Origin of the sequence: Pseudoalteromonas sp. SR44-2, assembly GCF_014163745.1 — a bacterium.
Lineage (GTDB): Bacteria > Pseudomonadota > Gammaproteobacteria > Enterobacterales > Alteromonadaceae > Pseudoalteromonas > Pseudoalteromonas distincta.
Map to the genome: position 1 here is coordinate 68931 of NZ_JACJDW010000001.1, position 14985 is coordinate 83915.

At 36.6% G+C, this 14985-nt stretch carries 9 protein-coding genes; 5 read left to right on the plus strand and 4 right to left on the minus strand.

Features of this window, described 5'->3' with window-relative positions; genetic code table 11:
- Positions 1 to 5: 5 nt before the first annotated feature.
- Together ppnN and H5115_RS00315 are read right to left on the minus strand one after the other, a co-directional pair.
- Entirely contained in the window at positions 6 to 1349 is a 1344-nt protein-coding gene (gene ppnN, locus H5115_RS00310) for a nucleotide 5'-monophosphate nucleosidase PpnN (RefSeq protein ID WP_182753002.1), read from the minus strand.
- 62 nt (positions 1350 to 1411) lie between these two features.
- Positions 1412 to 2947 (minus strand): GGDEF domain-containing protein, encoded by a 1536-nt coding sequence (locus tag H5115_RS00315; RefSeq protein WP_182753004.1) that lies wholly within the window; start codon positions 2945 to 2947, stop codon positions 1412 to 1414.
- Between the two features lie 204 nt (positions 2948 to 3151).
- On the opposite strand from H5115_RS00315, the gene H5115_RS00320 reads away from it, so the two are divergent.
- The 3 genes from H5115_RS00320 (at position 3152) to H5115_RS00330 (ending at position 9467) form a co-directional block, all read left to right on the plus strand.
- The gene (locus H5115_RS00320; RefSeq protein ID WP_182753005.1) at positions 3152 to 4939 is read left to right on the plus strand and encodes a M61 family metallopeptidase; all 1788 of its coding nucleotides are present in this window, start codon (positions 3152 to 3154) and stop codon (positions 4937 to 4939) included.
- A gap of 179 nt (positions 4940 to 5118) precedes the next feature.
- Positions 5119 to 7197, plus strand: coding sequence for a bifunctional diguanylate cyclase/phosphodiesterase (locus H5115_RS00325; RefSeq protein ID WP_182753007.1), 2079 nt, complete (start codon positions 5119 to 5121; stop codon positions 7195 to 7197).
- Between the two features lie 98 nt (positions 7198 to 7295).
- Positions 7296 to 9467 (plus strand): S46 family peptidase, encoded by a 2172-nt coding sequence (locus H5115_RS00330; RefSeq protein ID WP_182753009.1) that lies wholly within the window; start codon positions 7296 to 7298, stop codon positions 9465 to 9467.
- A gap of 105 nt (positions 9468 to 9572) precedes the next feature.
- Here H5115_RS00330 and map read toward each other — a convergent pair whose 3' ends face one another.
- Both map and H5115_RS00340 read right to left on the minus strand, forming a co-directional pair.
- Positions 9573 to 10349, minus strand: coding sequence for a type I methionyl aminopeptidase (gene map, locus H5115_RS00335; protein WP_024605997.1), 777 nt, complete (start codon positions 10347 to 10349; stop codon positions 9573 to 9575).
- The gene (locus H5115_RS00340) at positions 10342 to 10548 is read right to left on the minus strand and encodes a ParD-like family protein (protein ID WP_024596935.1); all 207 of its coding nucleotides are present in this window, start codon (positions 10546 to 10548) and stop codon (positions 10342 to 10344) included. The genes map and H5115_RS00340 overlap by 8 nt, the downstream gene beginning before the upstream one ends.
- A gap of 204 nt (positions 10549 to 10752) precedes the next feature.
- Here H5115_RS00340 and H5115_RS00345 point away from each other — a divergent pair, with 204 nt between their 5' ends.
- Both H5115_RS00345 and H5115_RS00350 read left to right on the plus strand, forming a co-directional pair.
- Complete coding sequence (locus H5115_RS00345; RefSeq protein WP_220487148.1) at positions 10753 to 13272, plus strand: bifunctional diguanylate cyclase/phosphodiesterase; 2520 nt, start codon at positions 10753 to 10755, stop codon at positions 13270 to 13272.
- A gap of 310 nt (positions 13273 to 13582) precedes the next feature.
- Positions 13583 to 14854, plus strand: a complete 1272-nt coding sequence (locus H5115_RS00350; protein WP_101162859.1) for an O-acetylhomoserine aminocarboxypropyltransferase/cysteine synthase family protein — start codon at positions 13583 to 13585, stop codon at positions 14852 to 14854.
- Positions 14855 to 14985 lie beyond the last annotated feature (131 nt).

A 14985-nucleotide genomic window follows, 5' to 3' on the forward strand; every position in this document is an offset into this window, starting at 1 on the left:
AAAACTCATGCTTTTATTTTGTAACATGGAACATATTTACTACCAGGGAGCTTCATGCGACCTTGAAGAACAAATGCCTGTAATAATTTATCCATATTTGTCATAAGGGCAGGTTCGCCACTTAAAATGTATGGACCGTTTAGTTTAATGGCTCTAACGCCTTCGTCTTTTACATTACCAGCAACAATACCAGAGAAAGCTCTACGCAAATTAGCCGCGAGTAGCTGTTTAGGCTGATCAAGGTGTAAATCTAGACTTGCCATATTTTCATGTGTTGGTGCAAAAGGTTGTTGAAAGTCGTTATCTATTTTTAATGTCCAGTTAAAGTAGTAGGCATCACCTTCACTTTTACGGTAATCACGAACATTAGCCATCGATGACTTTAGTTTTTGACCGACTAATTCAGGATTATCAATAATTACTTCAAACTTATCCAAGGCTTCCTTACCAAGTGTCATTTCAACGAACTCGCATAGCTCTTTAAAGTACGCCTCGCTTTGTTTGGGGCCAGTTAAAATAACAGGTAAACATTGCTTAGTATTATCTGGGTGCAACAATATGCCTAATAAATATAACAACTCTTCAGCAGTACCTGCGCCACCAGGAAAAATGATAATTGCGTGAGCTGTTCTAATAAAAGCTTCAAGGCGTTTTTCAATATCAGGTAAAATAACGAGTTCGTTTACAATAGGATTTGGTGGCTCGGCAGCAATAATGCTTGGCTCTGTTAAACCTAAGTAGCGATTATCGGTGTTACGTTGCTTTGCGTGGCCAATAGTTGCGCCTTTCATTGGGCCTTTCATGGCACCAGGACCACAACCGGTACAAATATTTAATCCACGTAAACCAAGTTCGTAACCTACTTGTTTTGTGTACTTATATTCAACCTCGTTTATTGAATGTCCGCCCCAGCAAACAACCATGTTAGGCTCGCTTTTAACACGCAGTGCACCTGCATTTCTGAGCATATCGAACACCATATGGGTTATGGCTTTTTGCTCTTTTAAATCTTTTTCGTATTTTTGACAAATAAACAAAATATCACGAATAACAGAAAATATATGTTCGTGAATACCTGTAATTATTTCGCCATCAACAAATGCGGTTTCGGGTGGGTTTTCAAGCTCAATTTTAATACCTCGTTCGCGGCTTACTAAACGAATATCAAAATCTTTGTATTTGTCGTATATATCGTTACTGTTGTCGGTATGGCTACCTACATTGAGCACTGCAAGTACGCAGTTTCTAAATAATTTATAACGCTCACTAGCAGACGATTGCTCTAATAAATCAACTTCTAATTGCGACAGTAAATCTAAAACCCCAGTTGGGTTTAACTGTATTAACATAGACGTGCTCCTACTACTAAATCGTAAAACTACTTGTCATAAAAGTTATAATAGCTATGACATTATTTACTGGTACAAAGTCTATCTCGCCCTGAATTTTTGGCTTCGTAAAGTGCATCATCAGCTCTATCAAATGCCTTTAATAGGGTATCGCCTTTCTTAAATTGAGTTGCACCTACCGAAATAGTGATTTCAATTTGTTTTTCTCTAAATTTAAAAGGTATATTTTTAATTACCTTTCTTACTTTATCCAGGGGTAACGTTGCGTTTTCTAGCGACACACCTGGCATTAATAGTACAAATTCTTCACCGCCATAACGCGCTATAAAATCAGACTTTCTTACCGATTTTTGCAACGCTTTTGATATAACTTGTAAGGTAATATCACCTGCGGTGTGGCCAAATCTATCATTGATAGATTTAAAGTGGTCAACATCAATAACTGCAAGCGTAACATCTGATGGCTGCACATTAAACAAATGCATTTCGTGATTGTAACGTTCGTCAAATGCAGCCCGGTTAGGCAGTTTTGTAAGTCCATCTAGTAAGCTTTTAAAGCGCTGTTCGTTTAAGCGTTTTTTATACGTTGTTAACTTATCTTCTAAAGTAACAATTCGAGTATTTATTTCATTAAAACTAGCACTAAGCATTTCTCTGTCTTTTCGTTCTAACTTTTCTTTTGCTATAAAATCTTCGCTTATTGATTTTAATTCGTTATCTACGAGTTCTTTTAAAGATGAGATTGATGTAGCTTTTTGCGTTTGCTCATTAAGATTTTTTATTTTTAGTTCAATGCTTTTATTAAGTGAGTCAAACTCAACCTCCATAGACTCAGAGTGCTTGCTAGTTGAGACGATAGAGTTATGAAGATCTTCGAGGGTTTGATTTAATGAAACTAAAAAGCTTTGCGCGGATTTACGCTCTTTACTTATATTTTTTACCACTACATCAATAATACTAATTGCAACATCAAGTAATGTATCTATTGAGTCACTTTCTGTAATATTATTTTTTATATTATTAATTTTTAGCGTAGCTTCTTCTTCAAGTATAAGTTCATTAGCGAGCTCAAGTAGTTTTTTTGCACGCGCCTGTTTTATTGGGCGCTGCTGATCAACTTGAGGGTCTTGTTTGGTAAGCAACGCTTCATGATAAAAGCTAATAAGTTGATCAAGTAGCGGAATGTAACCATGAGTTGAATGAACGTTATTAATCTCGTGATCGAGTAAATTTCTTAGAGTTCTACGAGTATCGTCAGGTAAACCTTTGGTTTTTTGTAATTGTTTACCGGCACTTTGAACACTGTTGAATAAATTACGTTGCTGAGCTTGTTGAATCGATTCTTGGTTTTTAAGTAGGGCTAAAGTTTCACTAATAAGGGGAGCAAGGTTTTCAAAACTCATGCCTTTATTAAGCGCACTTCTAAATTTGGCGAGGCGATTATCTAACTCGATATCTAGTCCTTTACAGCTCAACGATAGTTTAGCTGTAAAGTCACATAGAACATCTACTTGATGTTTACGAGCGCTCTCAACAGCCATACGCGCATCAATTGCTTGTTTTAGCTTTTTATCTGTTGCGTTAGATCTTTGTGACACCTAAGCATACCGCCATCAAATTAATTTCATTATCTTCAGTTTACAACAAATTTTTATTATGTGTAGTTATCTAGTAAAAAACTTAGAAATTTTAATAAGCTACTACTTATAAACTCGTATATAGGGTCATTTATCGTATTTAATTCACTTTTAAATAGGGGCTTGTTAGTCTTGTAAGCAATTAAGTTTCCACTAAGAGTCTCTATGAAAAAGTTATTAGCCCTTTCAATTTTAGCTGCATGTTCAGCGCCTGTATTTGCCGATGTAAATTATTCTTTAGAAATCTCGCAACCACAGCATCATTTAGGTGATGTAAGTGTTGAGTTTCCAAAAACAGCGCAAGCACACCTTGATATAAAACTTCCTGCGTGGCGCACGGGTCGCTACGAAATGTTAAACCTTGCAAATGGCATTCGCTACTTCAAAGCCAAAGATGAAGATGGCAAAGAACTAAAATGGGAAAAAATAGATCACAGTACATGGCGTGTACATCTTAATGAACCTACAGAAGTTAATGTTGACTACCAAGTGTATGCAAATGAGCTTGGTAAACGTGCTCGCCACATTGACGACAGCCACGCATTTATAGATGCGTCAGGCTTTTTTATGTTCAGTGACTCGTTTCGACAAGAGCCTGTAACCGTTAATTTAGACGTACCTAAAAAGTGGCGTTCTGTATCGGGTATGGACAATTTAAAAGGCAAAAACTCATTTAAAGCTGCCGATTACGATGTACTTGTTGATTCACCAATCGAAACGGGTATTAACCAACTACACACATTTGAAGTAGAAGGGCGTGAATACGACTTAGTTGTTTGGGGCGATGGTAACTACGATGTAGAGCTAATGCTTACAGATCTTAAAAAATTAGTTGCCACGGGTAATGTAATTTGGGATGGCTATCCGTATGAGCGTTATGTATTTATGGTGCATGCAACATCAGGAGCTGGTGGTGCAACAGAGCATTTAAACTCAACAATTATTCAACGACCACGTGACCGATTTGGTAGTCGCGAAGATTACTTAGGTTTTATTAGCACAGCCGCACACGAATTTATTCATACATGGAATGTAAAAGCATATCGCCCTCAAGGTTTAGTGCCATACGATTACACTAATATGAATTACTCTAAACTGCTTTGGATTGCAGAGGGTTCAACAAGTTATTTTGAAGATCATTTATTAGTGCGCTCAGGCATTCAAACAACGGATGAATTTTTTAAAGTGATGAGTAAAACAATTAATCGTCATTTGCAAACACCGGGCCGTGAAGTACAAAGCGCAAGCGAAACAAGCTTTGATAAATGGATTAATCAAGGTGGCGATCATGCACGTAACTACAGCACCAATATTTATTCTGAGGGCTCGTTACTTTCACTTGCTTTAGATATCGACTTACTAGAAAAAAGCCAAGGTAAAATAAGCTACCGAGACGTACACAAAGCACTTTATAACAATCATAAAATGCCCGCTGGATTTACAGATACAGATGTACTTAATATCTTAAAAGATTTAACAGGACGTGATTATTCAAGCTGGTGGCAAGAAAATGTAGAGTCGCCTGCAAGTATTAACTTTGACGACTTACTTACTAAAGTAGGTTTAAAGTTTGAGCGTCCTGAAAAAGCAAAAGCACTTGCAAGTATTGATGCTACCGCTAAAAACACGGGTGAATTACTGACGTTAAGTTATGTACGCCGTGGTGGCAGTGCGTGGAAAGCGGGTTTAACTACCGATGATAAAATTGTCGCTATAAACAAACATCACGTAGGTAAAGATTTAAAAACCAGCCTAGAAACGTTTAAGGCAGGCGACAAAGTAACTGTTGACTATCTTCGTCGCGATGCACTTGAAAGCTTAACATTAGTATTATCAGAAGATTTTGATAAGCCTAAAAAAGTAGTTGCTGATAAAGAGGCAACGCCACAGCAAAAAGCGCTTTTCAAAGCATGGATTGGTGTGGAACATCCAAATGATGTGACAAAAAAATAAATTCAGTTTTTATAGAGTTTAAATAAAGTTAACAATTATTAAAAAAGAGCTTCGGCTCTTTTTTTGTTTTGTATAATGGCGTATATAATGTACATGGAAATTTAATATTAAAATTAAATTTAATTATTATTTGGTATTTTTTATTACTGAATAAAATTACTTATGGATATATCCTCAAAATGAAATTAGACGACGTTGCTTCAGACTTAACCAACCAATTTGTAATTAACGACTATTTGCATGCGGTAAATGTAATTTCTGTTCAAGGTTATGACAATGAACGTCGTGTTATTTATTGGAATGAAGGCAGTGAGCGACTTTACGGATACACAAAAGAAGAAGCCATAGGGCAAAAAATAGAAGACCTTATAATTCCAGAGCCGATGTGTGAATTTGTAATTGACGCACACAGTGATTGGGTAGAAAAAGACATAGAAATTCCAGCATCCGAAATTACCCTAAAAGGTAAAGATGGCGAAAGTGTATCTGTTTTTTCTAGCCATGTTATGCTTACAAATCAATATAATACAAAACAAATGTATTGCATTGATATTGACTTATCTGAGGTTAAAAAGGCACAAGCAGATGCATCATTTAATGAGGATATGCTAAAAACTATTTTTGAGGCAATTCCTGACTTATTTTTCTTGATGGAAAATGATGGAACTATTATTGAGTATCATGCCAGTAATGAAACAGATCTCTACACCAAGCCCAAGCAATTTATTGGTAAAAAAATGGGTGATGTACTCCCGCGCGATGTAGCCGAAAAATTTGAAACCTATATCAGCCTCGTATTAGAAAAAGAGCAGATGATGAGCTTTAAATACGAGCTAGCTTTGCCCCATGGGCTCGTTTTTTTTGAAGCAAGAATAAATAAAATAACAGAACATAATCAGTTAATGGTTATTATTCGAGATATTACAGAACAGCATAAATCAGATGAACTAATTAGACATCAAGCGTATTACGATAGTCTAACTTTACTTCCAAATCGTTTTTTAGCACTTGATCGTTTGTCGCAATTACTTATTGAAGCACAAAGAAATAACGAAAAAGCAGCGGTACTGTTTTTGGATTTAGATGATTTTAAAAAAATAAATGATTCGTTAGGCCATGAAACAGGAGACAAACTTTTAATTGAATCAGCGCAAAGGCTACAAGAGGCATTGCGAAAAGACGACACGGTAGGGCGCCTAGGTGGAGATGAGTTTATCGTATTACTGCGAGGTATAACTGATCACCATGCAGCGCTAAAAATTACTGAAAAACTGGTCAATAACTTTAGAGCCCCTTTTAAAATAGAGGGCCGGGAACACATACTAACAGCAAGTATTGGTGTAGCCATATACCCAGAAAATGGTACAACCGTTGCTGATTTATTACGAAATGCTGACACCGCAATGTATCAAGCAAAATCATATGGTCGTAATACTTATTCATTTTTTACTAAAAAAATGAATGTAATTATTCAGCGCCGACTAGTAATAGAAGAGCAGATGCGTGGCGCCCTTGAACGTAATGAATTTGAGTTATTCTACCAGCCCCAATTTGACGCCAAAAATAAACACATCATTGGTGCAGAAGCGTTATTACGCTGGCATAACTCTGTGCTAGGTAATGTAACACCCGATGAGTTTATACCTATTGCCGAAAATACAGGATTAATTGTACCCATTGGCAAGTTTGTAATTAGCCAAGCATTAGATTTTTTAAACACATGGCAAAGTACTTGTAAACGCACACAGCAATACACCATGGCTGTTAACTTATCTCCTCGCCAATTTAGGGACGTAGGGCTGCTCAGTTTTATTCAAAACTCATTGAGTGAAGCAAACGTAAATCCCGAAAATTTAGAGCTTGAAATAACTGAGGGAGTGCTGATGAGTTGCCACACTAATGTTGTTGATATACTGACTGAAATAACAGCATTAGGCATTAACTTATCAATGGATGACTTTGGTACAGGTTATTCATCGTTAAGTTATTTGAGAGAATACCCTTTTAATGTACTCAAAATAGATAGAAGTTTTATTGACGGTATTGTACTAAACAATGAAGATTGTAATCTCGTAAAGGCAATTATTGCCATGTCACACAGTTTAGGGCTGACAGTGGTAGCCGAAGGCGTAGAAACAAAAGAGCAGCTTACTTTATTGAACAAATTAGGCTGTGATTTTATGCAAGGTTTTTACTTTAGCAAACCAATACCAGCAAAACAGTTTCTTGATTTTTCGATGAATTTTGATAAAAAGTAAGATTTAACACTCGATTGTAACAAATCATTGCACGGCTATTGACCTCATTAGCTACTGACGAGTAACCTGTTATAGAAACAAATAAAAAGGATTCTATAATGCGTTTAAAACCTCTTGTAGCTACATTAGTAGCCACATTTTCTTTATCACTTGCGAGTAGTGCCATAGCCGACGAAGGCATGTGGCAACCACACCAACTTCCTGAGTTAGAATCAATTTTAAAAGCCAAAGGGCTTGAAATTGATGTTGAATCTATTTCTAAATTAACCGAATTCCCAATGAATGCGGTAATTAGCCTAGGTGGCTGTACAGCATCGTTTGTATCGCCTAAGGGTTTAGTTGTGTCAAACCATCACTGTGTTTATGGCTCGGTGCAATACAATTCAACACCTGAAAACAACATTTTAGAAAATGGCTTTTTAGCTAAAAGTCCTGCTGAGGATTTACCAGCAACGCCGGGTTCACGCGTATACGTCACAGAAACAGTTACTAATGTGACTGATAAAGTTAATAAAGGTATCGAAAAATTAAGCGGTAAAGCACGCTACGACGCAATAGTAAAAAACGAAAAAGCGCTAGTAGCCCAGTGTGAAGCCGACGAAAGCTATCGTTGTAACGTGTATTCGTTTCATGGTGGCTTAGAGTTTTACCTAATTAAGTCACTTGAAATTAAAGACGTACGTTTATCTTATGCACCGGCTATGGGCGTAGGTAACTACGGTGGCGATATAGATAACTGGATGTGGCCGCGCCATACTGGCGACTTTGGTTTTTACCGTGCTTACGTAGGCAAAGATGGTAAACCAGCAGAATACAGCGAAGACAACGTACCTTACGTACCAGACTCTTACCTAAAGGTAAGTGCCAAAGGCGTGCAAGAAGGCGACTTTGTAATGGTTACAGGCTACCCAGGGCGTACTAACCGCTACCGTATAGCAACAGAGGTAGATAACGTATTTAACGACAGCTACCCTAAAGCACGCGTTCATAACTCAAAATACGTGTCGCTTATTGAAGAAAACTCAGAAGACGGCAGTAAAGCGCGTATTGCTTACGAAAGCACCATTGCAGGTTATAACAACTATATTAAAAACTATGGTTCGATGATCGAAAGCTTCAAAAAAGGCACTATGCTTGAGCGCAAAAAACAGTTTGAGCAAGAGTTAACACAATGGATCAATAGCGATGGTGAGCGTAAAGAGCAATACGGAAGCGTATTAGGTGAGCTATCTGAGCTAATTGCACAATCACAAGAGCACAGTGAACGCGACCGAATGTTAGGTTATGTACATCGCTCACAGATGATCAGCACAGCACGACGTTTATACCGCTTAGCTTATGAAAAGCAAAAGCCAAATAGCGAACGTGAATCTGGTTATCAAGAACGTGACTTACCTCGCATTAAAGCAGGGCTTGAGCGCATGACGCGCCGTTATGATAGCAAAGTAGACAAAGCTATTTTACTGCACTTTTTAGAACTGTATGCAGCACTTCCAAAAGAAGAGCGTTTTAGCGAGGTTGATAACGTATTTAAAGTACAAAATGGGTTTGATAAAGCAACCCAAAGCGCGTTACTTGATAGCATGTATGAGCAGTCAAGACTCGATAATGCCACTGTTCGCAATTCATTATTTGAACAATTGTTTAGCCAGCTAAATCAAAGCCAAGACCCATTTGTGCAGTACGCTAAAGCAATATTTAAAGTAATGAAAGCAGAGGAAGATAAATCAAAAGCACTTGCAGGTAAATTACAAGCGGCTCGCCCTGAGCTAATGAGCGCAATAATTGCGTTTAACAAAGCTAAAAACAAACCTGTATACGCTGATGCCAACAGCACACTACGAGTAACCTATGGCACTGTAGGCGGCTATTCACCTCAAGACGGCTTGGTAGCAACACCTTTTACATCGCTTGAAGGGTTACTAGCTAAAAACACCGATGTTGACCCATTTAATGCACCTAAAAAGTTACAAGAGCAAATTAAAGCCAAGCTTTACGGTGATTACACGGGCGGCATGAATACAGTACCTGTTAACTTTTTATCAAATGTAGACACTACCGGTGGTAACTCAGGTTCGCCAACACTTAACGGCAAAGCAGAGCTTGTTGGTTTACTGTTTGACGGTGTTTACGAAAGTATTATTGGTGACTGGGATTACAACCCTGAGCTTAATCGCTCTATCCACGTTGATTCGCGCTACATGCTGTGGGTAATGGATAAAGTAGATAATGCACAAAACTTGTTAGACGAAATGACAATCGTGAAATAGGTAATTAGTGAGATAAGAGAAGGGCGCTTACCGTAAAGGAAGCGCCTTTTTTATTAATCATAATGGGTTACGGTTTGTATACGTCAGTAGCATAACTTAGTTTTGCTAAGCACGCTTCTCTTCATCGCGAAGTGTTAAAACTTCGAAGCCCGTTTCTGTTACTAGAACGGTATGTTCCCACTGAGCAGAAAGTTTCTTGTCTTTTGTTACGACTGTCCATCCATCTTTTTTAGTTTTTACCTTCTTGGAACCTTGGTTGATCATAGGCTCTATAGTAAAGGTCATACCTGCTTCAAGTACTAACCCTGTATGAGGTTTACCATAATGCAAAACTTGCGGCTCTTCATGCATTTCTTTACCAATACCATGACCGCAATATTCACGTACTACACTATAACCAGAAGATTCAGCGTGCTTTTGAATAGCATAGCCAATATCACCAAGCGTTGCTTTTGGCTTTACCACCTTAATACCTTCCCACATAGCATCATAAGTCGTTTTAACCAATCGTTTGGCTTCTGAGCTTGTCGCTGCAAAAGTATACATTTTACTTGAATCACTGATATAACCATTTTTCTCTAAGGTAATATCAATATTTAAAATATCTTTGTTTTTTAATTTATAAATATTATTGGGTACACCATGGCACACTACGTCATTAACAGATGAGTTCAATGAATACCGATAGCCATATTGGCCTTTACTGGCAGGACGAGCATGTAACACATTGGTAATATAGCTTTCTACTTTAGTGTCTATATCTAACGTAGTTATGCCCTCGCAAATAAAATCATCAAGCATTTTAAATACCTGAGCTAAAAGCTTTCCTGATTCTCTCATCAGCTCAATTTCTGCATCAGTCTTTATTGTTGCTTTACTCATGCAAAAGATCCTGAATAGTAAGCTTTTCTTTTATGAGTTGTTTTTTAATTATTTCATGGTAGGTAAGTGTCGGATTTAACTCAGCAAGCATGCCTATTTTAATCCAAAACTCTGCTTGTGAATTGATAGATCTGGACATGATATTACTCGATTTTCTAATTTCTTCATGCAGCCCATCTGATATTTTCACTATTCCCATTATATATACCGTATATGATTTATGCATGTATCGTATATAATGAAAACATGGATGTCAACTTGGAGGTCTTACAATCAAAAGTGTATTTCTCGGCCACTTCACAAGAAAAATGATTAATAAGTAATACTTTATGTTTGCATTGAATTATATAAGCAATCCTTTTAAACTGCATTGGGGCAGCTGATAAATTTAACGGGTTATGATATGAGATTGAATGTGACAAGAAGTGCGACTAGTATTTTATATAGCGCTATTTTGTATTTTCACTGTATTATTTTTGCACTAGGAATGGTTGAATCTACTTTTTCTGGGTATGAATTAATGAAGGTGATAAGCCCCACGACGGCAATAATTTCACTGTTAATTGCAGGCGTTTTAGCAACCATAAAAAAAGTAAGTCTATATGCAAAGAAGTATTGCATCGCAATAGCTACAGTTGCTGCATTGTGTTTTCTATTTATTCAGTTTTCTTTTTTATTTCATATGCAGGTTAATTTCGATCTGGGAAGCCTTGATAACAAGCCATTTACTTTATCATTGTACGCCATTTTTATGTTTACTTGTTTTTCAGCAATTACTATCAAAGCTTTTCATAAAAATATAAAAATAAATGAAATGAAAAAAATAAAATTAGTCGTATTTATAGTTGTATTAATCGGTTCAACTGTGTGGCATCAGTCATCTTTGAATCTAGTCAGAACCCAAGATGCTAATGCAAGAGAAAAAATACACTTATTAGAAACAATGATAAACCGCTCTTTGGCTTCACAGAAAAAAGCTCTAGCTAGAATAAAGACTAGAGTAGAAAAAGTTAGTTTTGAAGATTTTATGCGTCTAATTAATATAGACTCAAAAAATTACATTAGTGATTATAATATAATCAAAGGTGTTTTAGTTCTTGATAATGAATTAAATTATATTTCAGGCGATAATTTTTCTAGCAGTTTTTACTTAAATGGAATGCTAGAAAAACCTACAATAAAATTATGGCTTAAAAGAGATATAGAGGAAGTCCAATTTGCAGCTAACTCATTAACTCTAGACTCCGATATACCAATTTTAATGTTTTTAGCTCCTGTTAAACTTGCGAATCAAAGTCGTTTTTATATATTAAATTTACTAGATATGAACTTATTATTAGAGAAAAGTTATTTAAAATATCTTAGTCGGTATGATACATATTTAGAATTAACTCCAAATGTATACTTTTCAGTAGATTATAAAAATAAAACTCAGTCTGATTTAAACAAGCTAACTAGCCGTTATAACCATTTTATCACTGAAAAAATAAATGTGATGGGTTTAGTTGAACATAATGTCTATACCTTTATCAATGACTATGAAGCAATACACATTGATACCATAATTGATCAATTAATATTATGGTTTACGTTTCTATTTATATTTATTTTTGTACTGGTAGCTGATTCATCAAGAGCCTTAGAGTTTAGTACAAAGCATGATGAATTAACTGGTTTACTGAGATTGAAAGCTTTGGAAGAAGAGTTTCTGCAGCTTAGCTCGGTTAGAGGATATAGTAATTTTGCAACTGTAATAGTTAAACTAGATTTTTATGAAGAGATACATAACTCTTTAGGTTATGAAATCAGTGATAAAATTCTGAAAAAAGCTTCTGAAAGAATAAGTATAAATGTTGACAACCGAGTATTAATTTCTAAGGGAATTAACGATAGCTTTGTTTTATATTTTACAGATACTACACCAGCTATCCTTGAGCAAAAAATTGAGGCTCTAATACTCGATTTATCTAAAGCGTACTGTATAGACACATTTGACTTCAATCTTACTGCAAGTGCTGGAGTGGTATTTTATCAAACCCCCGAATTATTTAATTTTAAGCTTAACCTTCAGCAAGCAAATATAGCCCTTGAAAAATCTACAGAGCTTGGAGGGAATCAAATACACTTTTATCAACAAATAATGGATGATAAGCACAGCGAAAAAATTATTATCCGAAATAATTTACACACGGCTCTAAAGAACAACGAATTAGAAGTGTTCTACCAACCTATACATAACTTGAATGGGAACCAAATTGTAGGTGTTGAAGCGCTAGTTAGGTGGTGTTGTAACGGTGAATGGATCTCTCCGGCAAAATTTATCCCTGTAGCAGAAACTACGGGTCAAATAGTTCAAGTAGGTAAACAAGTTTTAAATCAAGTCCTTCACGATATAAAAAAACATTCGCAACTGCAAAATATAACCGTAGCAGTTAATTTTTCAACTAAGCAGATTATTAAAGACAATTTTTCTATCGACTTACTCCATTTACTTACTCAAAATAACATCACATATAAAAATTTCACTGTTGAAGTCACTGAGTCCTCCTTTCAAGAAAAGACATCTATAGAGAAAACATTACTTGAATTAATTAATTCAGGTTTGAATGTTGCTATAGACGATTTTGGGACTGGTTTTTCAAGTTTGTCATATCTTGCTAATCAGCCCGCGAACATTATTAAAATTGATCGAGAGTTTACTCTTGGAGCGGATAAAGATACGAAAGAACGAAAGCTTTTAGATACCATTATCAAAGTTTGTTATGACTTAGGCAAGAAAGTGGTAGTAGAGGGGGTAGAAGATGGAAAGCTAATTACACACTTATCTAGATATAAAGGTATTAGGATTCAAGGATACTTTTTCTCAAAGCCGCTTCCTGTTGACCAACTTATTGAATATATTCGAGCCATACAATACAAATAATATTAGTAATTTATGTTGTCCTCTAAAGTTTCTAATACATATTTCGATTAAGCTTGTTTTATTTAGTGCTTAATACTAATTCATTAAATATAACCTTAAAATAACTTACTACCTAATGGAAGAACACAGCCATATAAAGTTTTTTTATATGGTTTTTCTAAAAAGTTCAAAAGAACATAATCCTTGAACTCATAGCTATTATCCCCCTTTAACTTAAATCAAATCACCTTAACACCCTTAAATATATTTCATGTACATTTTATAACCAAGAAGTGCTAGGTTAGTGGTAAATTAATTGAAGGAAATAATTATGAAATTAGAGTCATTAGCACTGCACCACGGTTACGAATCTGAGCCTACGACCAAATCGGCAGCCGTGCCTATTTATCACACTTCTTCTTATACATTTGACAACACGCAGCATGGCGCTGATTTATTCGATTTAAAAGTACCTGGAAATATTTACACCCGCATAATGAACCCAACCAATGCCGTACTTGAACAACGTATTGCCGCGATGGAAGGGGGCATTGGTGGGCTGGCTGTTGCCTCTGGGATGGCTGCTATTACGTATGCTATTCAATGTTTGTGTGAAGTCGGTACTAACATTGTAAGCACCAGCCAAGTATATGGTGGCACGTATAACTTATTTGCTCATACACTACCTAGGCAAGGTATTGAAGCACGCATGATTAAAGCCGATGACTTTACCGCGTTCGAGAATGCAATTGACGACAACACCCGCGCTGTTTTTTGTGAATCTATTGGTAATCCTGCAGGTAATATTGTTGATATTGAACGTTTAGCACGTATTGCACACAGCAAAGGTGTGCCGCTTATTGTTGATAATACCGTGGCTACGCCGTATTTATGCCGCCCATTTGAGCTGGGCGCCGATATAGTGGTACACTCACTTACAAAGTATATAAACGGGCACGGTACTGCTATTGGCGGCATGATTGTCGACTCAGGTAAATTTGATTGGAAAGCGAATGCCACGCGCTTTGCAATGATGAACGAGCCCGATCCGTCGTATCACAATGTGGTTTATACCGAAGCTTTTGCTGAAGCTGCATTTATTGGACGTTGTAGAGTAGTGCCACTTAGAAATACTGGCGCAGCGCTTGCGCCTAAAAACGCATCTGACATTTTAATTGGCCTTGAAACCTTAGGCTTAAGAATGGATCGCCACTGCGAGAATGCACAGCAGCTAGCTGAGTATTTAGAAAATCATCCAAAAGTGCTTTGGGTTAATTACGCAGGGCTTAAATCAAGCCCGTATAACGAAATGAGCCAAAAAATTACCAGTGGTAAAGCATCGGGTATTTTAAGCTTTGGTATTGCTGGTGGCCTAGAAGCGGGTACTCGTTTTATTGATGCGCTAAACATGATTTTACGCTTAGTTAATATTGGCGATGCCAAGTCGCTTGCGTGCCATCCTGCGTCAACTACACACCGCCAACTAAATGATGAAGAGCTTGCTAATGCGGGTGTAAGTCGCGATTTAATCCGTTTGTCAGTCGGAATTGAAAACATTGCTGACATAATTGCCGATGTAAGCCAAGCGCTCGATAAGGCTTAAATTAAATTATTTAGAAATGCTTGTTCAACTTTACTGTAAATACAGTATCGTTGGTTAAAAAGGTTTAGGTTTTCTAAACCTTTTTAACCAATCATTTAGCAACAGTTTAAATACAGGCGGTAGGCTAAATA